This window comes from Cellulomonas fulva (genome assembly GCF_018531375.1).
Taxonomy (GTDB): domain Bacteria; phylum Actinomycetota; class Actinomycetes; order Actinomycetales; family Cellulomonadaceae; genus Cellulomonas; species Cellulomonas fulva.
On sequence record NZ_JAHBOH010000001.1, the window covers coordinates 222,858 to 246,733 of the forward strand.

At 74.4% G+C, this 23,876-nt stretch carries 19 protein-coding genes; 4 read left to right on the top strand and 15 right to left on the bottom strand.

The genetic code is table 11. The features are described from left to right. Nucleotides 1-161: 161 nt before the first annotated feature. The 13 genes from KIN34_RS01015 to KIN34_RS01075 form a co-directional block, all read right to left on the bottom strand. Complete coding sequence (locus tag KIN34_RS01015) at nt 162-1,124, bottom strand: Ppx/GppA phosphatase family protein (RefSeq protein ID WP_307858026.1); 963 nt, start codon at nt 1,122-1,124, stop codon at nt 162-164. Between the two features lie 64 nt (nt 1,125-1,188). Next, entirely contained in the window at nt 1,189-1,689 is a 501-nt protein-coding gene (locus KIN34_RS01020) for a DUF501 domain-containing protein (protein ID WP_214345866.1), read from the bottom strand. 109 nt (nt 1,690-1,798) lie between these two features. Further along, the gene (locus tag KIN34_RS01025; protein WP_214345867.1) at nt 1,799-2,338 is read right to left on the bottom strand and encodes an FtsB family cell division protein; all 540 of its coding nucleotides are present in this window, start codon (nt 2,336-2,338) and stop codon (nt 1,799-1,801) included. Between the two features lie 441 nt (nt 2,339-2,779). Beyond that, nucleotides 2,780-4,045, bottom strand: coding sequence for a hypothetical protein (locus KIN34_RS01030; protein WP_214345868.1), 1,266 nt, complete (start codon nt 4,043-4,045; stop codon nt 2,780-2,782). Beyond that, on the bottom strand, nt 4,042-4,371 hold the full coding sequence (locus KIN34_RS01035; RefSeq protein WP_214345869.1) for a PadR family transcriptional regulator: 330 nt from the start codon (nt 4,369-4,371) through the stop codon (nt 4,042-4,044). The genes KIN34_RS01030 and KIN34_RS01035 overlap by 4 nt, the downstream gene beginning before the upstream one ends. 380 nt (nt 4,372-4,751) lie before the next feature. Further along, nucleotides 4,752-6,032 carry a phosphopyruvate hydratase gene (gene eno / locus KIN34_RS01040; protein ID WP_214345870.1) on the bottom strand — a complete coding sequence of 427 codons (1,281 nt, stop codon included), beginning with the start codon at nt 6,030-6,032 and terminating at the stop codon, nt 4,752-4,754. A gap of 125 nt (nt 6,033-6,157) precedes the next feature. Beyond that, entirely contained in the window at nt 6,158-6,748 is a 591-nt protein-coding gene (locus KIN34_RS01045) for a GNAT family N-acetyltransferase (RefSeq protein WP_214345871.1), read from the bottom strand. 65 nt (nt 6,749-6,813) lie between these two features. Next, nucleotides 6,814-8,889: an endo-1,4-beta-xylanase gene (locus tag KIN34_RS01050; RefSeq protein ID WP_214345872.1), complete on the bottom strand. Its 2,076-nt coding sequence runs from the start codon at nt 8,887-8,889 to the stop codon at nt 6,814-6,816. Nucleotides 8,890-9,014: 125 nt separating this feature from the next. After that, complete coding sequence (gene pntB, locus KIN34_RS01055; protein WP_214345873.1) at nt 9,015-10,415, bottom strand: Re/Si-specific NAD(P)(+) transhydrogenase subunit beta; 1,401 nt, start codon at nt 10,413-10,415, stop codon at nt 9,015-9,017. Nucleotide 10,416: 1 nt separating this feature from the next. Continuing rightward, nucleotides 10,417-11,979: a Re/Si-specific NAD(P)(+) transhydrogenase subunit alpha gene (locus KIN34_RS01060; RefSeq protein ID WP_214345874.1), complete on the bottom strand. Its 1,563-nt coding sequence runs from the start codon at nt 11,977-11,979 to the stop codon at nt 10,417-10,419. Nucleotides 11,980-12,141: 162 nt separating this feature from the next. Further along, complete coding sequence (locus tag KIN34_RS01065; protein WP_307858027.1) at nt 12,142-12,825, bottom strand: MazG family protein; 684 nt, start codon at nt 12,823-12,825, stop codon at nt 12,142-12,144. Beyond that, complete coding sequence (locus KIN34_RS01070) at nt 12,786-13,343, bottom strand: SurA N-terminal domain-containing protein (protein ID WP_214345875.1); 558 nt, start codon at nt 13,341-13,343, stop codon at nt 12,786-12,788. Before KIN34_RS01070 ends, KIN34_RS01065 begins: the two co-directional genes overlap by 40 nt. A gap of 187 nt (nt 13,344-13,530) precedes the next feature. Next, nucleotides 13,531-14,979 (bottom strand): helix-turn-helix transcriptional regulator, encoded by a 1,449-nt coding sequence (locus KIN34_RS01075; RefSeq protein WP_307858028.1) that lies wholly within the window; start codon nt 14,977-14,979, stop codon nt 13,531-13,533. A gap of 133 nt (nt 14,980-15,112) precedes the next feature. Here KIN34_RS01075 and KIN34_RS01080 point away from each other — a divergent pair, with 133 nt between their 5' ends. Continuing rightward, on the top strand, nt 15,113-16,993 hold the full coding sequence (locus tag KIN34_RS01080; RefSeq protein WP_214345877.1) for a phosphoenolpyruvate carboxykinase (GTP): 1,881 nt from the start codon (nt 15,113-15,115) through the stop codon (nt 16,991-16,993). A 69-nt stretch (nt 16,994-17,062) separates the two neighbouring features. Next, the gene (locus KIN34_RS01085; protein ID WP_214345878.1) at nt 17,063-17,920 is read left to right on the top strand and encodes an MBL fold metallo-hydrolase; all 858 of its coding nucleotides are present in this window, start codon (nt 17,063-17,065) and stop codon (nt 17,918-17,920) included. Nucleotides 17,921-18,026: 106 nt separating this feature from the next. On the opposite strand, the gene KIN34_RS01090 is transcribed toward KIN34_RS01085, so the two are convergent. Further along, nucleotides 18,027-19,598, bottom strand: a complete 1,572-nt coding sequence (locus KIN34_RS01090) for an XRE family transcriptional regulator (protein ID WP_214345879.1) — start codon at nt 19,596-19,598, stop codon at nt 18,027-18,029. Between the two features lie 154 nt (nt 19,599-19,752). Between KIN34_RS01090 and aceA the strand changes: the two genes are divergently transcribed. Further along, a complete protein-coding gene (gene aceA, locus KIN34_RS01095) occupies nt 19,753-21,093 on the top strand; it encodes an isocitrate lyase (RefSeq protein ID WP_214345880.1) in 1,341 nt (446 codons plus the stop codon). A 104-nt stretch (nt 21,094-21,197) separates the two neighbouring features. Continuing rightward, on the top strand, nt 21,198-22,865 hold the full coding sequence (aceB, locus tag KIN34_RS01100) for a malate synthase A (protein ID WP_214345881.1): 1,668 nt from the start codon (nt 21,198-21,200) through the stop codon (nt 22,863-22,865). A 168-nt stretch (nt 22,866-23,033) separates the two neighbouring features. Here aceB and KIN34_RS01105 read toward each other — a convergent pair whose 3' ends face one another. After that, a complete protein-coding gene (locus KIN34_RS01105) occupies nt 23,034-23,789 on the bottom strand; it encodes an SDR family NAD(P)-dependent oxidoreductase (protein WP_214345882.1) in 756 nt (251 codons plus the stop codon). Nucleotides 23,790-23,876: the final 87 nt, after the last annotated feature.

Sequence of the window (23,876 nt, forward strand, 5' to 3'; positions counted from 1 at the left end):
CGACTGCCAGGGGGACCGTTCCCGCGAACGAGACCTCGTCATGCTGCCAGGAACCCGTCTGCCAGGTCGACCTGCCCCCGCCCCCTGTGGATGACGGGACGGAACCGGTTCCGAGAGCGCACGTTACCGCGTCCGGGGCGGCACCGTGGGACGAACTTCCCTCAGGCGAGGGAGCGCTCCGCGACGCTCCAGGCGATCCCGTCGAGGATGTCGTGCTCCGAGGTCACCACGTGCTCGAGCGTCCGCCCGGTCGCGGCCACCTCGTCCCGCACCCGCGCGACCACGTCCCGCCAGACCAGCGCACCGGCGCCGATCACGTCGACCCGGCCCGGGTGCATGAAGCCCAGCGCCGCGCGCTCGTCGCGCGTCATCGCCAGCAGCTCGTCGCACGCCGCGAGCACCTGGTCCACGCCGAGGACCGCGCCGTCGATCCGCCGCGGCTCGTACGCCGCGAGCCCCAGGGCGTGCGCGGTCACCGTCGTCACCGAGCCCGCAAGCCCGACGAGCGTCACGGTCTCGCCGAGCGGCACCGCGTCCGCGGCCTCGTCGAGCGCCGCCGCGACGTCCCGGTGCGCGGCCGCGCGCTCGTCCTCCCCCGGCGGGTCACCCGGCAGGTGCCGCTCGGTCAGGCGCACGCAGCCGACGTCCATGGACCGCGCAGCGCGCGGCGTGCTCTCCCCCAGCACCAGCTCGGTGCTGCCGCCGCCGAGGTCGACGACGAGGTACGGGCCCGGGTGCCGCGCGGCGACGACGCCCGTGGCCCCGCGGAATGACAACGCGGCCTCCTCGGCGCCCGTGACGACCTCCGGCTCGACGCCCAGCAGCGCCCGGACGCCGGCGACGAAGACGTCCCGGTTCTCGGCGTCGCGCGACGCCGACGTCGCGACGAAGCGGACCGCCTCGGCGCCCAGCTCACGGCACACGGCGGCGTAGCGGCGGCACGCGTCGAAGGTGCGCTCCAGCGCCTCCGGGGCCAGCCGGCCCGTGCGGTCCACGCCCTGGCCCAGCCGCACCACCTCGGACCGCCGGTCGAGGTCGACGAGCGTCCCCACCGCCAGGTCGACGTCGGCCACCAGGAGCCGGATCGAGTTGGTCCCGCAGTCGATGGCAGCCACACGCGTCACGCCGGACATCCTCGCATCCCGGCCACCGTGCCCTGCGACGTGCCCCGTGGCTTGCCCTGCGACGTCAGCACGTGCAGCGGTCGGGCCGCCAGACGTCGCCGATGCGGTCCAGCGCCTCGTCCCCCAGCGGGTTCACGCCGGGTCCGGCCGCGAGCGCGTGCCCGACGAGGACGTGCAGGCACTTGACGCGCGTCGGCATGCCGCCGGCCGAGATGCCCGCGATCTCCGGGACGTGGCCCAGCGCCTCCCGGTCCGCGAGATACGACTCGTGCGCGCGGGCGTAGGCCTGCGCCAGCTCGTCGTCCTCCGCGAGCCGGGCGGTCCACTCCTTCATCAGGCCGGACGCCTCGAGCGTGCTGACGGCCGCGACCGCCTGCGGGTTCGTCAGGTAGTACGTGGTCGGGAACGGCGTGCCGTCGTCCAGCCGCGGCGCCGTCCGCACGACGAGCGGGCGCCCGCACACGCAGCGTGCGGCGACACCCACCACGCCGCGCGGAGGCCGGCCGAGCTGCTCGGCGAGGACCTGGAGGTCCCGCTCGGTCACGTCGGGTGCGCTGGTCGGCACGGGAGTGGTCCTCCGATCGGTGCGCCGGGACCGCCCCGGGCGGCGACCATTGTCCCCCGCACGGGCCGGGCAGCGCTCGCGTCCCGCGGCAGCCGCGTCGGACGCGGACCTACGGCGTCGCGCCGGAGTCGTCGTCGCTCGTCGTGTCCTTGCCCGTCGCGTCCTTCTCCTTGGTTGCCTTCTCCTTGGCCGCCTTCTCCTTGGCCGCCTTCGCCTTGGCCGCGGCGGCGACCTCCTCGTTCGTCGGTGCCGCACCGGCGACCTCGACCGAGTCCCACACCGACGTGTACCAGGGCACCGCCGTGGTGGTCGCGGCCACCGGGGTGTCCTGCTCGTCGGCGGGCGCGACGTCCTCCTCGACCGTCTCCGGGTCGATCACGCGGTACGCCGTCTCGCCGGGCAGGACGTAGGACAGCCGCTCGCGCGCCTGCGCCGTGACGTAGGCCGGGTCGTCCCAGCGCGCCAGCTCGGCCTCGAGGTCCTCGTTGCGCTGCCGCGCGTCGGCCACCTCGCCCCGCAGCGCCCGCAGCTCCACCTCCTGCCGCAGATAGGTGTGGAGCGTCGGGTAGACCAGGATGAACGCGAGCACCAGGACCAGGCCGAGCACGATCGTGCGGACCGAGAACAGCCGGGGCGTGCGCTGCTGCACCACCTCCGCGCGAGCGGTGCCGCGCGGCGGGGTCGTCGGCGTCCGTCCGCCCGGCCGCGTCGCTCCCGGCCGCGGCGCGCTCGCACGGGGCGTGCTCGGGCGTGGCGCGCTCGGGCGTGGCGTGCTTGCGCCCGGGGTGCTCGGGCGTGGCGTGCTCGGGCGTGGCGTGCTTGCGCCCGGGGTGCTCGGGCGTGGCGTGCTCGGTGACGCTCCCCGCGACGACGGGACGGGCCGACCGGCCGTCGGCCGAGGAGGCGCCGGCGTCCCCTCCCGTTCCGCGCGCTGGCCGGCCGGGCGCGGCTCGACCGGGCGGCGGGGTGCGGACATGCCCTGATCATGCCCCGGGTGCCCCTGCTCGCCCGGGACCCCGCCGCGCGGCGCCGTGTCCTTCACCGTTCGTCCACCACCGGCGTCGACGCGGCCGGCCTCCGGCCGTCGTCGTCAGCGTCCGCCCGCGTCCGCGCTCTCCCGCGGCTCAGGGCCGGCGCCTGTCGTTGCGTCGTCGCCGGGAGTCGTCGCGTCCGCCGTGGGGCCGGCCGTCGGGGTGGTCGTCGCGTCGGGCACGGCGGTGGGGCTCGTCGCCGCGTCAGGTGCCTCCGTCGTGTCCGCGTCCGGCGTCGCATCGCCACCCTCGTCGGGCACCGGGGCGGGCGCGCCGGTGGGGATCGTGAGGGGCTGGGCCGCCGCGAACGGCCACCCGGGGACCGACGGCTGCCACGTCGTGTCGGTGCGCCAGACCAGCTCGCCGCCCGCCCAGTAGGCGTCCTCGTCGAGCGCGTACACCGGGTAGGAGCGCAGCGGGTACGCGTTCTCGACCACGGCGCCGTCGGCGGACAGGCCACCGTTCCGGAACGAGTTCTCGAGCCCGTCGGTCGAGTACCACGGGCCGGTCGAGCCGTTGGCGCCGAGCGTCACGGGCCGGCCCGCCTGGTCGAACACCTGCGCGCCGTCGACGACCGCGCCGGACGCGTCGTAGACGAACAGGTCGGTCGCGTACTCGCCGCCGACGACGACACCGTCGTCGACCCACGGCGCGGAGTACGCGTCCGTGCTCGGGCGCTCCTGGACCCACGGGAGCGTGATCACGAGCACTGCGGCGGCGAAGGCGCCCAGGACGCTCACCGCCATGAGCAGACCGTTCCATCGCTCGCGAGCACGCCAGCGCCCGCGGCCCCACTGCACGCTCGTGACGACGAGCACCAGGAGCAGCACGTACCCGAACCCCGTTGCGGGCAGCGGCAGACGGTCCCCGCGCCAGCCGCCGATCACCGTGAGCACGAGAGCCGTCAGCGCCCAGCCACGCAGCAGCCACCACACCGGCCGTAACGCGACCAGGAAGTCCTCGGTCGGCGGCCACCACCGAGTAGCGCGCAGGACCTTCAGCAGCTCCGTGCCGGTGGCCACGGCCCGGGCGCCCCGCGCACGGACACGCTCGTCGAGCGTCCGGCGCCGCGGAGCGCCGGGCGCCGCGAGCCCGGCGGCCGAGCGCAGCTCCGCCGCGTACTCCGCCGGCGTGCCGAACAGCTCGGCGAGCGTCCCCGCCGGCCGCCCGGCGCCCGGCGCGTCAGCGAGCGCCTCCGCGAGGTCCGCCTCCAGCCCGTCCGTGAGCTCGTCGACCTGGTCCGTTCCGAGGTCCGCGAGAGCCGTCCGCACCTGCGCGGCGTAGGCCGCGACGTCGGCTGTCCTGGGCGTGTCCGTGATGCTCACTTGCGCTCCCCCGTCTCGAGCAGGCGCGTCATGGTGCCCGCGAACTCCTGCCACTCCTTGCGCTGTGCGTCGAGCATCGCCCGGCCCTGCGCGTTGATGCCGTAGTACTTGCGGTGCGGTCCCTCGTCGGACGGCACCACGTACGACGAGAGCGCGCCGCCCGCGTAGAGCCGCCGCAGCGTGCCGTACACCGACGCGTCACCCACGTCCTCGAGACCGGCGGTACGCAGTCGGCGTACCACGTCGTACCCGTACCCGTCGGCGGCCTCGACGACCGCGAGCACCGCGACGTCGAGCACCCCCTTGAGCAGTTGTGTCGTGTCCACGCACCCTCCGATCCTCACCGCTCCCGTGCTCTCGCACCGCACACTACTGCGCATCCCGCACTACCGCCTACACCGACACACCGTGCCCACGGGAACGGGTGACACGCGCGTCGACTCATGCCTCAGCACAGTCGTCGGAAGCCGAGCCGACGCCTCCCCCGCCGCCGCGTGGCTGAGCGCGTGGTTGCACGGGTCGTTGCTCCACACGCCGCGAACGCCGCGGCGTGTCATGCAACCACCGGTGCAGCCACGGGTGGCGAGCGGATCGGGCGGGGGGCGAGCGGATCGGGCGGGGGTGGGGACGGCGGAGGCCGGCCGCCCCGGGTGGGGCGACCGGCCTCGGGTGCGCGCGGGTGGCCGCGCGCGTCAGGCTGAGGTGATCAGGCCTGGAAGCGCGGGAAGGCCGAGCGGCCGGCGTAGCGCGCGGCGTCGTCCAGCTCCTCCTCGATGCGCAGCAGCTGGTTGTACTTGTTGATGCGCTCGCCGCGGGCGGGGGCACCGGTCTTGATCTGGCCGGCGTTGGTCGCGACGGACAGGTCGGCGATCGTGGTGTCCTCGGTCTCGCCGGAGCGGTGCGAGGTCATCGTCGTGAAGCCGTTGCGCTGCGCGAGGGTCACCGCGTCGAGCGTCTCGGTGAGCGTGCCGATCTGGTTGAGCTTGACCAGCAGCGAGTTGGCGGCCTTGAGCTCGATGCCCTTGGCGAGGCGCTCCGGGTTGGTGACGAACAGGTCGTCGCCGACGATCTGCACGCGGTCGCCCACGTCGCGGACCAGGTGCGCCCAGGAGTCCCACTCGTCCTCGGACAGCGGGTCCTCGATGGACACCAGCGGGTAGTCGCGCACCAGCTGCTCGTAGTACGCCACCATCTCCTCAGGCGTCTTGGCGACACCCTCGAACTGGTACGCCCCGTCCTTGAAGAACTCGGTCGAGGCGACGTCGAGCGCGAGCGCGACATCGGTGCCGGGCGTGAAGCCGGCCTGCTCGATCGCGACCAGGATCAGGTCCAGCGCGGCACGGTTGGACTCGAGGTTCGGCGCGAAGCCACCCTCGTCGCCCAGGCCGGTCGACAGGCCCTTGCTCTTCAGCACGGACTTGAGCGAGTGGTAGACCTCGGCGCCGGTGCGCAGGGCCTCGCGGAAGGTCGTGGCGCCGATGGGGGCGACCATGAACTCCTGGATGTCGACGTTGGAGTCCGCGTGCGAGCCACCGTTGAGGATGTTCATCATCGGGACGGGCAGCACGTGGGCGTTCGGGCCGCCGACGTAGCGGAACAGGGGCAGGTCGGCCGAGTCCGCCGCGGCCTTGGCGACCGCGAGCGAGACGCCGAGGATCGCGTTGGCGCCGAGCTTGCCCTTGTTGGGCGTGCCGTCCAGGTCGAGGAGCGCCTGGTCGACGAGCCGCTGCTCGCTCGCCTCGAAGCCGATGACCTCAGGCGCGATCTCGTCGATGACCGCGTTCACGGCCTGCTCGACGCCCTTGCCCAGGTAGCGCGACTTGTCGCCGTCACGGCGCTCGACGGCCTCGAAGGCTCCCGTCGAGGCGCCCGAGGGGACGGCCGCACGGGCGATGGTGCCGTCGTCGAGTGCGACCTCGACCTCGACAGTGGGGTTGCCGCGCGAGTCCAGGATCTCGCGGGCGCCGACGGCCTCGATGCTGGCCATGGGAGCTCCTTCAGTGCAACAGGGGATTGCCGTGCAGGTGGATTGACGACCTCACCCTAGTGGCGTCCGACGACGACCGCGTCGGGACCTCGGTCCGGTGGACACCCTCACGCGGCTCACCGACGTCAGCCGTCCGACGGGCGCTCGTCCGTCGCCAGGACGGCCATGAGGACCGAGCCCGACCACTCGCCGTCCCACAGGAGGGTGTCCCGCTGCCGGCCCTCGACGACGAACCCCGCCTTCTCGTACGACCGCTGCGCGCGGGGGTTGAAGTCGAAGACGTCGAGCTGGACGCGGTGCAGTCCCACGCGGCCGAACGCGTGGTCGAGGACCGCGGTCATCGCCTCGGTCCCGTAGCCCCGTCCGGGCATGCCGGTGGCCAGCGCGATGCGCACGTTCATGCACGCGTTGTCGTCGTCGAGGTCGTTGAGGACCACCTCGCCGACGTACGCGCCGTCGGGCAGGGTGATCGCCCAGTCGGCGCGGTCGTCGGCGGCCGCGACGCGCTCGAGGTGCGCGGCGACCTGCTCGCGCGTGAACGTCGCGTGCGTGCCCGTCAGGCGCATCGACTCCGGGTCCTGCAGCGCGTCCCAGGTCGCGTCCAGGTGCTCGGGGCCGAGCGGGACCAGCACCAGGCGTGGCGTGCGCAGGATGGGGACCGTCCGCAGCGCGGCGCGGTCGACGACGGGCTGCGGCACCGCGGGCGTGACGGGCATGACCCCAGGCTACGCACGCACCGCGGCGGTGGACCGCGCGCGTGGGCCGCGTCGGCCGTCCGTGGTCACCCGGCGGAGCAGGAGCCCCCGTTGAGCCGGAAGGCGGTCGGTGCCGTCGACGTGCCGCCGTGCGACGCGTTGAACCCGATCTCGACGCTCTGGCCCGGTGCCAGGCGCCCGTTCCACGGCGCGTTGGCCGCGGTGACGAGCGACCCGCTCTGCGACCACTGCGCGCTCCAGCCCTGCGTCACCTGCTGACCGGCCGGGAACGTGAACGTCAGCGTCCAGCCGTCGACCGTCGTCGCACCCGTGTTCGTCACCCGCACGTTCGCGGTCAGGCCGGTGTTCCACGCGTTCGCCGTCCAGCGCACGCTGCACGCGGCCGGACCGCTGGTGGGGGTGGGCGTCGGCGTCGGCGTCGGGGTGGGCGTGGGCGTCGGGGTGGGCGTGGGCGTCGGGGTGGGCGTGGGCGTCGGCGTGGGCGTCGGGGTGGGCGTGGGCGTCGGCGTCGGCGTCGGGGTCACGCCGATCCGGGACGGGTCGACGATGCCCCAGTACGCGGCCTTCGCCTGCAGCGCCCCGTCGAACAGCAGCGGCGCGGCGCCCGCCCGCAGCCAGGTGCGCGAGTCGTCGACCCCCCACACGGTCACGGACTCGAACGCGGACGCGTGGCGCTTCAGCACCGCGAACAGGTCGCGGTAGTACAGCGCCTGCTGCTGGAGCCGGTCGGCGGGCGGCGTGGTCCAGCTCTCGCCACCGTTCAGGTAGGTCGAGACGTCGAGCTCCGTGACGGCCTGCCGGACGCCCAGCGCCTCGAACGCCGTGATCGTCGCCTCGACGTAGCCCAGCGACCGCCCGACCTCGACGTGCAGCTGGTGCCCCACGCCGTCGACCGGCACGCCCTGGTCCAGCAGGGAGCGGACCAGCGCGACGTACGGCGCGCGCTTGTTCGGGTACTCGCTGTTGTAGTCGTTGATGAACAGCTCGACCTCGGGACCGAACGCGGCGCGCGCGTACCGGAAGGCGTCGGCGATGTACGACGGACCCAGGATCCGGTACCACTCGCTGCGGCGCAGCCCGCCGGACTGGCTCTCGTCGACGACCTCGTTGACGACGTCGAACGCGAAGATCGGGTTGCCGGCGGTGCCGAACTCGCCGTACTTCGTGCGGTAGTGGTCGGCGACCGCCTCGATGTGGGTCTGCAGCCGCGAGCGCAGCAACGCCTGGTCGGCGGCGCTCGTCGTGAGCGCGACGCCGTCCCGCTGGAAGAACCAGGCGGGCGTCTGCTGGTGCCAGACGAGCGTGTGCCCGTAGACGCGCTGCCCGTGCGCGAGCGCGAAGTCGACCAGCAGGTCGGCGGCGTCGAAGCGGAACGTGCCCTCGGTGGGCTGGATCGCGTCGGGCTTCATCTGGTTGCCGGGCGTGATCTGGGCGGCATGGTGCGCGACGAGGTCGCCGCGGCCCGCCAGCACGTCCGCGGGCTCCACCGCGAGCCCGAAGGTGAACCACGGCGCGAGCGTCCGGTCGAGCTGCGGCAGCGTGAGGTCGGGCGTGGCCCGCGTGGCGCTGACGACCACGTCGTCGACCAGGAGGTCGGTGAGCGAGGACGTCGACTCCACGTAGAGCAGCGCCGTGTCGAACGGTCCCGGGGTGTAGCTCGCCACCACCTGCTTCCACGCGCCGGCCGTGACGCCCGTGACGGTCGCGACGGTGTCGTACGACGAGGCCCCCGCGACGTCGCGCTGCACGGAGACGCGCAGGTCGGCGTAGCCCGTCCCCGTCGCCGGCAGGCGGAGCCACAGCCCGATCGTGTGGGTGACGCCCGGCTCGAAGGCGTCGGTGACGTCGATGCCGGCGCCGTGCCAGGTGGACGTGCGGCCGGTCACCAGCAGGCTCTGGGCACCGCGCGCGTTCTCGGTCGACAGCGAGACCGCCGGCGCGGGTCCGCGGGCCGCCCAGCCGTCGAGCCCGTCCTCGAAGTCGGACTGCACCACCACCGCGGGCGACGCGGCGCGCGCCGGGCCCGCGAACGGGGCGACGACCAGCGCGACCGCGGCCAGCGCGGCGACGAGCGCCGCCGCCACGAGGCTCGCGACCAGCGGGGCCGGCCCGGCAGCCGTCGGGTGGGCGGGACGAGGCATGGCGGCGCTCCTTCGCGACGTGGCCCGCGCCGAACCCGCCGGGCCTCCCGCCGGACGCTAGGGAGCCTGCGGCCGGGCACGCCAGGGGGTGAAACGGTTCGACGCGCCGCCCGCGGAGGCGCAGGTCAGACCTGGTGGAGCGCGGCGACGATGCGCTCGGTCTGCTCCTTCGCGTCACCGAACAGCATGGCCGTGTTCTCGCGGAAGAACAGGGGGTTCTGCACGCCCGCGTAGCCCGTGGCCATGGACCGCTTGAAGACGACGACGTGCGCGGCCTTCCACACCTCGAGCACGGGCATGCCCGCGATCGGCGAGGCCGGGTCCTCCAGCGCGGCGGGGTTGACGGTGTCGTTGGCGCCGATGACCAGCACCACGTCGGTGCCCGCCAGGTCGTCGTTGACCTCGTCCATCTCGAGGACGATGTCGTACGGCACCTTGGCCTCCGCCAGCAGCACGTTCATGTGCCCCGGCAGCCGCCCGGCGACGGGGTGCACGCCGAACCGCACCTCCACGCCGCGCGCCCGCAGCTTCTCGACCAGGTCCGCGACGGGGTACTGCGCCTTCGCGACGGCCATGCCGTAGCCCGGCGTGATGACCACGGAGCGCGCGTCGGCCAGCAGCGCCGCGACCTCGTCGGCCGAGGTCTCGCGGTGCTCGCCCACGGGTCCGTCCGCACCGGGACCGACGACCGTGCCCTCGTCGGCCCCGAACCCGCCCAGGATCACCGAGACGAACGAGCGGTTCATGGCCCGGCACATCAGGTAGGACAGGATCGCGCCGGACGCGCCCACGAGGGCACCGGTGACGATGAGCAGGTCGTTGCTCAGCATGAAGCCCGCCGCGGCGGCCGCCCAGCCCGAGTACGAGTTCAGCATCGAGACGACCACGGGCATGTCCCCGCCGCCGATCGACGCGACGAGGTGCCAGCCCAGCGCGAGCGCCACCACGGTCATGAGGGCCAGCGGCCACAGCGACGGCGCCGCGAGGAACCAGGCCAGCAGCCCGGCGGACACGACGACCGCCGCGAGGTTGAGCAGGTTGCGCCCCGGCAGCGACAGCGGTGCGCTGCGGATCCGCGCCGAGAGCTTGAGGAACGCGACCACCGAGCCCGTGAACGTCACGGCCCCGATGAGGACGCCCAGGAACACCTCGACCAGGTGCACCGCGTCCGCCGGCTCGGTGAGGTAGGAGTTGAAGCCGACGAGCACCGCGGCGAGCCCGACGAACGAGTGCAGGATCGCGATCAGCTCGGGCATCTGCGTCATCTCGACGCGCCGCGCCTGCCACGTCCCGACGACCGCCCCGACGGACAGCACGAGCGCGATCAGCAGCGCGGTGGCGAGCACCGGGCGCTGCGACGCGCGCAGCGCGAGCGCGATGGTCGCGGCCAGCGCCAGGACCATCCCGACCATGCCGAGGACGTTGCCGCGGCGCGCGGTCTCCTGCTTGCTCAGCCCGGCCAGGGAGAGCACGAACAGCACGGCGGCCAGGACGTAGGTGGCCTGCGCCAGGGACACGAGCGTCATCTCACGCCCCCCGTCGGAACATGCGGATCATCCGGTTCGCGACCAGGAACCCGCCGAAGATGTTGATGCTCGCGACCGCGGCAGCGACGCACGCGAGGACCGTCACGACGACGTCGTCGGACCCGATCTGCAGCAGCGCGCCGACCAGGATGATCCCCGAGATGGCGTTGGTCTGCGCCATGAGCGGCGTGTGCAGCGAGTGCGACACGTTGGAGATCACGTAGTAGCCGACGAAGACCGCGAGCACGAAGACCGTGAAGTGCCCCAGGAACGCGGCGGGCGCGAAGGACACCGCGAGGGTCAGCGCGACGGCCGCGAGCGCGAACGTCACGGTGCGTCGCTGCGCGCGCCGCGCGGCCTCCTGGCGCGCGGCCTCCCGCTGCGCCGCGAGCTCCTGCTCGGTCGGCGGCGGTGGGACGGCCGCCGGCGGGGGCGCGGCCGAGACCGCGACGGGCGGCGGCGGCCACAGCACGTCGCCGGCGTGCGCCACGGTCATCCCCCGCTGCACCGGGTCCTCGAGGTCGAGCACCGGCACCCCGTCCGTGCCCGGCGTCAGCAGCTGGAGCAGGTGCACCACGTTGGTCCCCAGGAGCTGCGACGAGTGCTGCGGCATACGGCCCGCGAGGTCCGTCCAGCCGAGGACGACGACGCCGTTCTCGGTGACCACGCGCTCGCCGGGGACCGTGAGCTCGCAGTTGCCGCCGCCGGACGCGGCCAGGTCGACCACGACGGAGCCCGGCCGCATCGCGGCGACCGCGGCCGCGGTGATCGTGGTCGGTGCGGTGCCGCGCACCAGGGCGGTGGTGATCACCACGTCGGCCTGCGCGCACTCCGCGGCGTAGACCTCGAGCGCCGCGGCCGCCTGCTCCGCCGTCAGCGGCCGGGCGTAGCCGTCCGCGCTGACCTCCTGCTGTGCCTGCGGCGCACGCACGAACTGCGCGCCCATCGACTCGATCTGCTCGCCGACCTCGGGCCGCACGTCGAACGCGCGCACCTGCGCCCCGAGCGACGCGGCCGCGCCGATGGCCGCGAGGCCCGCGACGCCCGCCCCGATGACGAACACGCGCGCGGGCGGGGTCTTGCCCGCCGCGGTGACCTGGCCCGCGAACATCCCGCCGTACTCCTGGGCGGCCTCCACGACCGCCCGGTAGCCGGCGACGTTGGACATCGAGGAGAGCACGTCGAGCGACTGCGCGCGGGAGATCCGGGGCACGGCGTCGAGCGCGAGCGCGGTGACCCCGCGGGCCGCGAGCGCCTCGACGAGCGCGGGCCGGGCCGCGGGCTGCAGCGACGCGACCAGGAGGGCGCCCTCACGGAGCAGCCCGACCTGCTCGTCGGACGGCGCGTCGACCGCGGTCACCACGTCGGCGCCCCAGACCTCGGCGGCGTCGGCGGCCTGCGCCCCCGCGGCACGGTAGGCGTCGTCGGCGAACGTCGCCTCCCGGCCGGCCCCGCGTTCGACGAGCACGGTGTACCCGAGCCCGACGAGCTTGCCGACCGTGGCCGGGGTGGCCGCCACGAGGCGCTGTCCTGGTGCCTCGCGGGGGATGCCGATGCTCGCCACGCGCGCCTCCCGTCCTGTCCGGGGACCCCCTCGCGTACCGCACCGTGAGCAGAAGGCGTCCGTGCTGCGACCCGTGACCACCGGCCGCGAGCAGACACTATCGCGGCGGATAGCGCTTCCCAGGGACGACGGTCCTGGGCGACGGCCCCGAGGACCGCCTGGTCAGGCGGGCGGCGCCTCCACGGCGCGGGCACGCGCCTCCCACGTGTCCGTCGCACGGCGCAGCTCGCCCTCGGCGTCCAGCCCGGCCGCTCGGGCCTCGCGGACGAGCGCGAGCAGCCGCGTCCCCACGTCCTCACCGGCCGGCGGCTCGACGACGAGGCCGGCACGGTCGGCGCGCGCGACGAGCTTCTGCGCGCGGGCCAGCGCCCCCATCGCGCGCGGCACGCCGTCGAGCGCGGACGCGCGCGCGGGCTTCTCCTGCCGCTTGAGCCGGTCCCACGCGACGTGCCGGCCCTCGTCGTCGGCGGCGCCGTCCGCGCCGGCGAACACGTGGGGGTGGCGGCGGACCAGCTTGTCCACCAGGTCGCCGGCGACGTCGTCGACGTCGAACGGGTCCGCCGGGTCCTCCTGCGCGACGCGCGCGTGGAAGACGACCTGCAGGAGCAGGTCCCCGAGCTCCTCACGCAGGCCTGCGCGGTCGTCGTGCTCGATCGCCTCGACCAGCTCGTACGCCTCCTCGAGCGCGTACGGGGCCAGGCTCGCGTGCGTCTGCTCGGCGTCCCACGGGCAGCCGCCCGGGGAGCGCAGGCGGTCCATGACCGCGACGAGCTCGGCCAGCCGGCCGGGCTGCGCGTCGCCGCCGGTCAGGACGCGTCCGCCTCGGGTGCCGCGATCCAGGGCCACGAGGTCAGCGCGGTGACGTTCTGGTTCTCGTCGGCCGTGCCGAACCGCGGGTTCACGTCGACGTCGAGCGCCGCGAGCCGCTCGGAGACCTCGTCGCCGATCGCGTCGGCGTCGTCGGCCTCCTGCAGGTTGCCGCTGGCGAGCGAGTACCGCGCGATCGCGATCGTCGGCTCGCTGAACGTCTCCGGGGTCGCCTCGCCCGCGCCGGGGTCGGTGTCGTCGTCCGCCTGCCCCAGCGACGCGGCGACCTGGTCCAGCAGCGCGACGGCGTCCGCGTCCGAGACCCCCACGCCGTGCTCCTGCGCGATCGCGGTGACGGTCGGCTCCTGGATGAGCACGGAGACCACGGCCGAGACGTCGAACTGCTGACCCAGCGCCGCGAGCTCGTCGGACGCGACCTGGACGTCGGACGTGGTGATCACCCGGTCGTCGACCACGGCGGCGGCACCGGGCGTGCCGGAGCAGGCCGCGAGGAGCCCCGCCGCGACGAGCCCGCCGGTCGCCGCGAGCGCGCGCACCGTCCGTCGCCCTCGGCGTCCTGACCTGCGTGCTCCCGTGCCTGCCGTGCTGCGCACCTGACCTCCCGCGTCCTCGCTCGTCGATCGCCGACATCGTAGGCCCCCGGGCCGTGCGCGCGTGCCGCACGTCACGTCCGCCCTCGCGAGGTCAGTCCGGGGCGTCACCCCGGGCCTCGCGGCGCCCGCGTCAGGCGCCGTCCGACGACGGCGCGTGCCGGTCCAGGAACGCGTACATCTCCGCGGAGTCCACGCCCGGGAACACGCCGGTCGGCAGCGGCGAGAACACGTGCTGGTGGATGCGCGCGCTCGGCCAGGACCGGTCCTCCCAGCGGGCGGCCGCGCCCTCGTCGGGCCGCCGGCAGCACGCCTCGTCGGGGCACGTCGAGCGCCGCCGCACCTGCGTCTCCCGGCCGCGGAACCACGTGGCCGACGAGAACGGCACGCCCACGGCGAGCGCGAACCGGCCGGTCGGCGCGACGCCCGGCTGCGTCGAGCACCAGAACGTGCCCGCCGGGGTGTCGGTGTACTGGTAGGACTCGGTCGCGTGGTCGCGTCGGTCCAGCGCCTCCCGCACGCCCCACCGTCGGCACACCACCTGACCCTCGATCGCGCCGGTCACGTCCTGCGGCAGCGGGAGGCCGTCGTTGGCGTAGCCGCGGTAGATCGAGCCGTCCTCGTGGATCCGCAGGAAGTGCACGCGGATGTCGAGGTGGTGCGTCGCCAGCGAGGTGAACCGCTGCGCCGCGGCCTCGTGCGTCACGCCGAACGCGTCGCGGAAGTCCTCGATCGCAAGCTCCTTGGCGCGCTTGCGCTGCGCCAGGAAGTCCACCGCCGCGGACTGGGGCATGAGGCACGACGAGGCGAAGTAGGTGATCTCCATCCGCTGCCGCAGGAACGCCTCGTAGGACGCCGGCAGCCCGTGCCCCAGCACCCGGTGCGCCATGGCCTGCAGCGCGAGCGAGCGCAGCCCGTGCCCGCCCGGCGTCGACGCGGGCGGCAGGTAGATGCGGCCGTTGGCCAGGTCCGTGACCGTCCGGGTCGAGCGCGGGAGGTCGTCGACGTGCCGGATCTCGAAGCCCAGGCGCTCGGCCATGCGCCACACCGTGCGGTGCGTCAGCGGGCCGGAGGTGTAGCCCGCGTCGCGGACCATCTCCTCCGCGAGGTCCTCCAGCACCGGGAAGTGGTTGTCGCGGCTCTGCCGGTCCACGCGCAGGGCGGTGTTCGCGCGTCGCGCCTCCTCCGGCGTGGCGATCGCCTCCCGCTCGCGCCGGGCGAGCTCGGCGTGCAGCCCGACGAGCTGCTCGAGCACCGGGGTGGGCAGCGTGCGGCCGGGCCGGAGCGCGGGCAGGCCGAGGCGCTGGAAGGAGCTGGTGCGCTGGGCCTTGTCGAGCTCGATCTCGAGCGCGGCGCGCCGCGTCGGCGGCTCGGGGTCGATGAGCTCGTTGACGGTGACGCCCAGTGCGGCGGCCAGGTCCCGCAGCAGGGCGAGCCGCGGCTCGCGGCGCCCGTTCTCGACGAGCGAGAGCATGCTCGACGTGACGCCGACGCGCCGGCCGAGCGCGTCGAGGGTGAGCCCGCGCGCCGTGCGCAGGTGCCGGACGCGCCGGCCGACCGCCAAGGTCTCGTCGGAAGCCACGAACCTCACGCTACGTCAAGAAGGGCGAAACTTGACCTGCTGGCCAGCCAGCGGATGCGCTCGAGTTGACAACAGGATCGAAGCAGGAGGCCCGACCGACGGGCGTCCCGACCCGAGGTAGCTGGAGACCGTCATGACCGCCACGTCCGTCCGCCTGCCGCACCTGCCGCACGTCGCACCGGGCCAGCCGCTCGACCTGCACGCGTGGGTCGCGGCCGTCGCCGACCTGGTCGAGCCCGACGAGATCGTCTGGTGCGACGGCTCGGCGGACGAGCGCCGGGGCCTGGTCGACCGGATGGTCGCGACCGGCACGCTCCTGCCGCTCGACCCGGTCCTGCGGCCCGGCTCCTACCTGGCCCGGTCGGACCCCGACGACGTGGCGCGCGTCGAGTCACGGACGTTCATCTGCTCGTCGTCCGCCGAGGACGCCGGCCCCACCAACAACTGGCGCGAGCCCGCCGTCATGCGCGCCGAGCTCGCCGGTGTCCTCACGGGCGCGATGCGCGGCCGGACCATGTACGTGGTCCCGTTCTCGATGGGCCCGGTCGGCAGCCCGCTCGCGCAGGTCGGCGTGCAGATCACCGACTCGCCGTACGTCGTGGTGAGCATGGGCGTCATGACGCGGGTGGGCACCGCGGTGCTCGACCGGATCGAGGCCGGTGCGCGCTTCGTGCCTGCCGTGCACTCCGTGGGTGCCCCGCTGGTCTCGTCGGACGGCACGCGCGTCGCGGACGTGCCGTGGCCCTGCCACCCGACGAAGTACATCGCCCACTTCCCCGAGACGCGGGAGATCTGGTCGTTCGGGTCCGGCTACGGCGGCAACGCGCTGCTGGGCAAGAAGTGCTTCGCGCTACGCATCGCGTCGGTGATGGGCCGCGACGAGGGCTGGCTCGCCGAGCACATGCTCCTGGTCCGTGTCACGTCACCGGAGGGCCGCCGCTACCACGTCGCCGCCGCGTTCCCGTCGGCGTGCGGGAAGACCAACTTCGCGATGCTGCAGCCGACGCTGCCGGGCTGGACCGTCGAGACGATCGGCGACGACATCGCGTGGCTGCGCCCCGGCGAGGACGGCCGCCTCTACGCGATCAACCCCGAGGCCGGCTTCTTCGGCGTCGCGCCCGGCACGGGCGTCGAGACCAACCCCACCGCCGTCGAGATGCTGTCGCACGACGTGATCTTCACCAACGTCGCGCTGACCGACGACGGCGACGTGTGGTGGGAGGGCCTGACCCCGGAGCCGCCCGCCCACCTCACCGACTGGACCGGCCGCTCGTGGACCCCGGCGTCCGGCCGCCCCGCCGCGCACCCCAACGCGCGGTTCACCGTCGCGGCCGCCCAGTGCCCGTCGATCGCCGACTCGTGGGAGGACCCCGCGGGCGTGCCGGTCGACGCGATCGTCTTCGGCGGTCGTCGGGCCACCAACGTCCCCCTGGTGACGCGCGCGCTGGACTGGGAGCACGGCGTGTTCCTGGGCGCGACCGTCGCGTCCGAGCAGACCGCCGCCGCCGAGGGCGTGGTGGGCGAGCTGCGGCGCGACCCGTTCGCGATGCTGCCGTTCTGCGGCTACACCATGGCCGACCACTGGGCGCACTGGCTACGCGTCGGCGCCGGGCTGTCCGGCGCCGGGCGGCCGCTGGTCTTCGGCGTGAACTGGTTCCGCAAGTCCGCGTCCGGGGAGTTCCTGTGGCCGGGGTTCGGCGAGAACGCGCGCGTGCTCGCGTGGATCGTCGGGCAGGTGGACGCGGCGCGGTCGGCTTCGGGGTCCGGATCTGGGTCCGACGAGGGTGCGGTCGCCGGCCCGGTCGGCCTGCACCCCGCGCCCGGGGCGCTGGACCTGGACGGCCTGACGCTGCCCGACGGCGCGCTCGAGGAGCTCTTCGCCGTCGACCCCGCTGCCTGGTCGGCCGAGTGCGACCTCACCGAGGAGTTCTTCGCGCAGTTCGGCGACCGCCTGCCCCCCGAGCTGACCGCACAGCTCACGTCCCTGCGCGCCCGCCTCACCGCATCGTCCTGACTCCCGGCCCCTCGCGCGGCGTCGCCGGATCGGACGCCGGCCGCCTGGTTGCGGTGACAGGGTGGGGGGATGACGGACACCGGGCTCGACGCGCCGTTCTGGATCTGCCGGACCTGCGGCGTGGAGCACGCCGAACGGCCGACGGTCTGCGCGATCTGCGCCGACGAGCGGCAGTGGGTGCCCGCGAGCGGTCAGGCGTGGACCACGCTCGACGAGCTGACCACCGAGGGGCTCGCCGTCACCGCCCGCGAGCTCGAGCCGGACCTCGTCGCGCTGGAGGCGCCCGGGATCGGCATCGAGCAGCAGGCGAAGGTGGTCCGCACCGAGGCGGGCGCGCTGCTGTGGGACCCGCTGGGGTTCGTCGACCAGGCGGGCCTGGACGCGGTGGTGCAGGCCGCGGGCGCGAGCCGCTCCGCGCTCGTCGTCGCGAGCCACCCGCACATGTACGGCGTGCAGGTCGAGTGGGCCCGGCGGCTGGGCGATGCGCTGGGCACGGAGGTGCCCGTGCTGGTGAGCGAGGCGGACGCCGAGTGGCTCGCCCGGCCCGGCCCGACGGTGCGCACGTGGAGCGGCGAGGTCGAGGTGCTCCCGGGCCTGACGCTGATCCAGCCGGGCGGCCACTTCCCCGGCTCGGCGGTCGCTCACTGGGCTCCCGGTGCGGAGGGCCGCGGCGTGCTGCTGTCCGGCGACACGATCTTCGCCAACCCCGACCGCACGTCGGTGAGCTTCCTGCGCAGCTACCCCAACCGGCTGCCGCTGTCCGGCGCGGTGGTCACGCGCATCGCGGAGCATGTCGCGCGCCGCCCGTTCGACCGGCTCTACAACAACTTCGACGGCGTCATCCCCACGGACGCCCGCGAGGTGGTCCTGCGCTCGGCGCAGCGCCACGCCGCCTGGACCCGCGGCGACTACGACCACCTCACCTGACGCACTCCTCGGCCCGAGCTCGTCACCTCGGCGCGAGAGCGCGGGTGCGGCGCGCGCTCTCGCACCGGAGTGACGACCTCGGCGGAGTGTGCGGCCGCGGGCGGGGTCAGGACGGCGCGTGGCGGTCCAGGAACTCGTAGACCTCGGTGGTGTCGACGCCCGGGAACACGCCGACGGGGAGGGCGGCGAGCAGGCTCGCGTGCGGGCGGGCGGACGGCCAGGACGCGCCCTCCCAGCGCTGGGCCAGGTCGGCCGGCGGCTGCCGGCAGCAGGACGGCTCCGGGCAGCGCGACCGCGAGCGCTCCGTGGTCTCCCGGCCACGGAACCAGCGCACGTGCGCGAAGGGCACGCCGACGGACACGGAGAACGCGCCCTGCGACGAGGGCTGCACGCGTGAGGTGCACCAGTACGTGCCCGACGAGGTGTCCGTGTACTGGTAGTACGGCGAGAACCGGTCCTCGAGCGTGAACACCACGCGCGCGGTCCAGTGCCGGCACACGGGCTGGCCCTCGATGGCGCCGAGCGGGTCCGACGGGAACGCGACGCCGTCGTTCTCGTACGCCTTGTGCAGCGTGCCGCCCTCATGGACCTTCATGAAGTGCACCGGCAGGTCGAGGTGCCTCGTCGCGAGGTTGGTGAACCGGTGCGCCGCGGTCTCGTACGGGACGGCGAACGCGTCGCGCAGGTCCTCCACCGACAGGCGGCGCTCCTCCTTGGCCGCGGTGAGGAACGGGACCGCGCCGTCCTCGGGCAGCATCAGCGCGGCGGCCAGGTAGTTGGCCTCGACGCGCTGGCGCAGGAAGTCGCGGTAGTCACGCGGCTCGGTGTGCTGCAGCACGTGGCTGGCGAGCGCCTGGAGCAGGGGCGAGCGGGAGTCGGACAGGCCGCGGTCGCCCTGCGGCAGGTAGATGCGCCCGTGCGCCAGGTCGGTGACGGTGCGGGTCGAGTGCGGCAGATCCGGCACGTGGTGCAGCGTGAAGCCCAGGTGCGCGGCGATGTCGGCGGTCGCGCGCTGCGAGAGCGGCCCGCCGTTGTGGCCGATCGCGGTGAGCAGCGTGCGGGCGTGCTCCTCGAGCTCGGGGAAGTAGTTGTCCCGCGCGCGCATCCGCACCCGCAGCTCGGCGTTGGCTCGGCGCGCCTCCTCGGGCGTCGCGGCGTGCTCGGTGAGGAGCCGCTCGACCTGGTGCTGCAGGGCGACGATCGCCTCGAGCGCGTCCGACGGCAACGACTTGCCGACCTTGACCGTGGGCAGCCCGAGCTGCCCGAACAGCGGACCGCGTTGCGCCCGTTCGAGCTCGACCTCGAGCGCCGCGCGCCGGCTCGGGGCCTCGGTGCGCAGCAGCTCCGCCAGCGGCACGTCGAGCGCGTCGGCGATCTGCGTGAGCAGGCCCAGCTTGGGCTCGCGGTGCCCGTTCTCGAGCATCGAGACCTGGGAGGGCGCACGCCCGATCGCGGCGCCGAGGTCCTCGAGCGTGAGCCCGCGCTGCGTGCGCAGGTGCCGGATCCGCCGGCCCAGGACCAGGGTGTCGAGCCCGCCCGACGAGCCCGCGGTCTCGTCGGACCTCCCGCCGCCGTCCCACGGGGACGACGAGGCAGCAGGCGACGAGGCGGGGCCCGACGAGGACGAGCGCGGCGCGCCGGGCGCGGCGCGAGGGGTGCGGGCGGACGTCGTCGTCATGCACTCCAGCGTCACACCGGCCCATGCTTCTGTCGAGGAGAAGTTTCCCCGATCTTCTCCGCCTGGAGCGGGGGAAGAACCGGTGCGCGTGCACGAACGTGGAGGTCAGGCCAGCCGGCCGAGAAGAACTCCACGAACCGCACCGGAGGACCAGATGAGCACGCAGACGGACCCGACCGCCGCCCGCCCGGGCACGCCGGGTCACCCGCGCCCCGGCGACCAGACCACGACCGCCGACGAGCTCGCGGCGGCCTGGGAGATCGACCCGCGGTGGGCCGGCGTCCGCCGGGCCCACACCGCGGCCGACGTCGTTGCGCTGCGGGGGTCCGTCCGGGAGGAGCACACGCTCGCCCGCAGGGGGGCCGAGCGCCTGTGGGAGCTCCTGCACACCCGCACGCACGTCCCCGCGCTCGGCGCGCTCACCGGCAACCAGGCGGTGCAGCAGGTCCGGGCCGGCCTGGAGGCGATCTACCTCTCGGGCTGGCAGGTCGCCGCCGACGCGAACCTGTCCGGCCAGACCTACCCCGACCAGTCGCTCTACCCGGCGAACTCGGTGCCCGCCGTGGTCCGGCGCATCAACAACGCGCTGCTGCGCGCCGACCAGATCGACGTGGCGGAGCACGGGCGCCGCACCCGCGAGTGGCTCGCGCCGGTCGTCGCGGACGCCGAGGCCGGCTTCGGTGGCCCGCTGAACGCCTACGAGCTCATGCACGCGATGATCGCCGCCGGCGCGGCCGGGGTGCACTGGGAGGACCAGCTCGCCGCGGAGAAGAAGTGCGGCCACCTGGGCGGCAAGGTCCTGGTCCCGACGAGCCAGCACGTGCGGACGCTGAGCGCGGCGCGGCTCGCGGCGGACGTGGCGGACGTGCCGACGGTGGTCGTGGCGCGCACGGACGCCCTGGGCGCCGACCTGCTGACCAGCGACGCCGACGAGCGCGACCACGCCTTCCTCACCGGCGAGCGCACTGCCGAGGGCTACTACCGCGTGGCGCCCGGGCTGGACGCGGTGGTCGCCCGGCAGAGCGCGTACGCGCCGTTCGCGGACCTGCTCTGGGTGGAGACCGCCACGCCCGACGTCGCGCTCGCGGTCGAGTTCGCCGAGCGGATCCACGACGCGTTCCCCGGCAAGCTCCTGGCGTACAACTGCTCGCCGTCGTTCCACTGGCGCCGGCACCTGTCCGACGAGCAGATCGGCCGGTTCCAGCGCGAGCTCGCGGGTCACGGCTACGCGTTCCAGTTCATCACCCTCGCCGGGTTCCACGCGCTCAACCACTCCATGTTCGCGCTGGCCCACGACTACGCGCGCCGCGGGATGAGCGCGTACGTCGACCTCCAGACGGCCGAGCTCGCCGCCGAGGACGCCGGCTACACCGCGACGCGCCACCAGCGCGAGGTGGGCACCGGCTACTTCGACCGCGTCGCCACCGCGATCTCGCCCGACAGCGCCACCCTCGCGCTCGCGGGCTCCACCGAGACGGCCCAGTTCACCCACTGACGACCCCCGACGACCCCCGGCGGCGGCCACCCCACCCCACCCCACCCCGCCCCGCCCCACCCCGCCCCGCACGCACACCCGACTCGCGAGATCGAGGAGACACCATGACCGTCATCACGCCCCTGCCGGACCGGACCCTGCTCACCGACCCGTACGCGCGGCCGCACCTCGACGTGGTCGGGCCTGAGGTCGCCGGGACCGCCGAGATCCTCACGCCCGAGGCGCTCGACTTCCTGACCGACCTGCACGCGCGGTTCGCGGGCCGCCGGCACGACCTGCTGCTGGCCCGCCAGCACCGCCGCGACCGCTGGTCGAACGGCGCCGACCCGCAGTTCCTGCCGCTCACCGCGGGCATCCGCGCGGACCCCTCGTGGCGCGTCGCGGGACCCGGCCCCGGGCTCGAGGACCGCCGGGTCGAGATCACCGGTCCGACCGACCGCAAGATGACCGTGAACGCGCTGAACTCCGGGGCGAAGGTCTGGCTGGCCGACCACGAGGACGCGATGAGCCCCACGTGGGCGAACGTCGTCGGTGGGCAGCTCAACCTTCACGACGCGATCCGTGGCCGCGTCGACTTCACGAGCGCGGAGGGCAAGGAGTACCGCGTCGGCGAGCACACCCCGACGATCGTGTTCCGCCCGCGCGGCTGGCACCTCACCGAGAAGCACGTGGCGTACGTCGACCGCGCGGGCCAGCGCGCCTCGTCGTCGGCCTCGCTGCTCGACGCCGGGCTCTACCTGTTCCACAACGCCCAGGCCCTGATCGACGCCGGCCGCGGACCGTACCTCTACCTGCCCAAGCTCGAGGGCCACCTCGAGGCGCGGCTGTGGGACGACGTCTTCCGGTTCACCGAGACCTACCTGGGCCTGCGGCACGGCACCATCCGCGTCACCGTGCTGATCGAGACCATCACCGCCGCGTTCGAGATGGAGGAGATCCTCTACGAGCTGCGGGACCACTGCGCCGGGCTCAACGCCGGGCGGTGGGACTACATCTTCAGCGTCATCAAGAGCTTCCGGAACCGTGGGCCCCGGTTCGTCCTGCCCGACCGCGCACGCGTCACCATGACCGTGCCGTTCATGCAGGCGTACACCGACCTGCTGGTCGCGACGTGCCACCGCCGCGGCGCGCAGGCGATCGGCGGGATGAGCGCGTTCATCCCCCACCGCCGCTCCCCCGAGGTCACCGCCCGCGCGCTCGAGCAGGTCCGCGCCGACAAGCAGCGCGAGGCCGGCCAGGGGTTCGACGGCACGTGGGTCGCGCACCCGGACCTGGTCCCGGTCGCGCTCGAGGTGTTCGATGAGGCCCTCGGCGACCGCGTGGACCAGCGCGACCGCCTGCGGCCGGACGTCTCGGTCACCGCGGCCCAGCTCCTCGACATCCCGTCCGCCGGCGGCTCGGCACCCGGCGCCGTGACCGACGAGGGCCTGCGGAGCAACGTCTCGGTCGCGGTGCGCTACCTCGAGTCGTGGCTGCGCGGCGTCGGTGCCGTCGCGATCGACGACCTCATGGAGGACGCGGCGACCGCCGAGATCTCCCGGTCCCAGGTCTGGCAGTGGGTGCACCAGGAGGTCGTCACCGCGTCCGGCACCCGCATCACGGCGGACCACGTCCGCGGCGTGCTGGCCGAGGTGCTCGGCTCGCTGCGGCGCTCGTCGGACGACCGGTACGACGACGCCGCCGCCCTGTTCGAGGAGGTCGCCCTGGCCGAGGAGTTCCCGACCTTCCTGACCGTCCCGGCCTACACCCACCACCTGGTCACCCCAGCCTGACCCCCCGACCGACCGACCCTCCCTCCCCCGACCACGCCATCTCTCCGGCTCCGAGCGCTCAGAGCCGGAGAGATGGCGTGGTCGGCGGGATGTTGTGAGGGGTGGGGTGGGGGGATGGGATGGGAGGGGGTGGGGGGTGGGGGTGGGGCGGCGTGAGGCGGTGGGTGGTCAGAGGGACTGGCCGCCGGAGGCCTCGATGCGCTGGGCGGTGACCCAGGACATCGCCGGCGAGGTGATCGCCGCGACGGCCCGGCCGATGTCCGACGCGTCGCCCACGCGGCCCATCGCGCTCGCGCCGGCGATCATGGTGCGGTACCGCTCGTCGTCGCGGATGACGCCGCCCGCGAAGTCCGTGGCGGTGGCCCCCGGCGCGATCGCGTTCACCGCGATCCCCCGCGGCCCCAGCTCCTTGGCGAGGTAGCGCGTCCACACCTCGACCGCGCCCTTCATGGCGGCGTAGACGCTGTACGGCGCGGCGCCGGTGAAGCGCGTCAGGCCGGTCGACACGTTGAGCACGTGCCCGCCGTCGACGAGCAGCGGCGCCAGCGCCTGCGTGAGCAGCACCGGACCGCGCACGTGGATGGCGTACAGCGCGTCGACGGCGTCGGCGGTGATCTCGCCGAACGGCGTGTGCCCGGCGACGCCGGCGTTGTTCACGAGCACGTCCAGACCCGCGGCGCCCCAGCCGTCGAGCACGGCCCGCAGCGCGGCGACGAAGTCGGGGAACGCCTCGGGCGAGGTGGTGTCCAGCGCGAGCGCCGACGCCCGGCCTCCCGACGCGGCGACCTGGGCGACGAGCTCGTCGGCGGAGGCGCGGTCGCGGACGTACGTGACGACGACGTCCGTGCCCTCCTGCGCGAGGGCGAGCGCGGACGCCCGGCCGAGCCCGCGCGAGCCGCCGGTGACGAGTGCGGTGCGAGTCATGTGAGTTCCTCCCGTGGTGGTGGTGCCTGTGCTTCCACGCTGCGGCACGGGCGCGTGCTGATCCAGGCCGCACCCGTCCGGGGATCG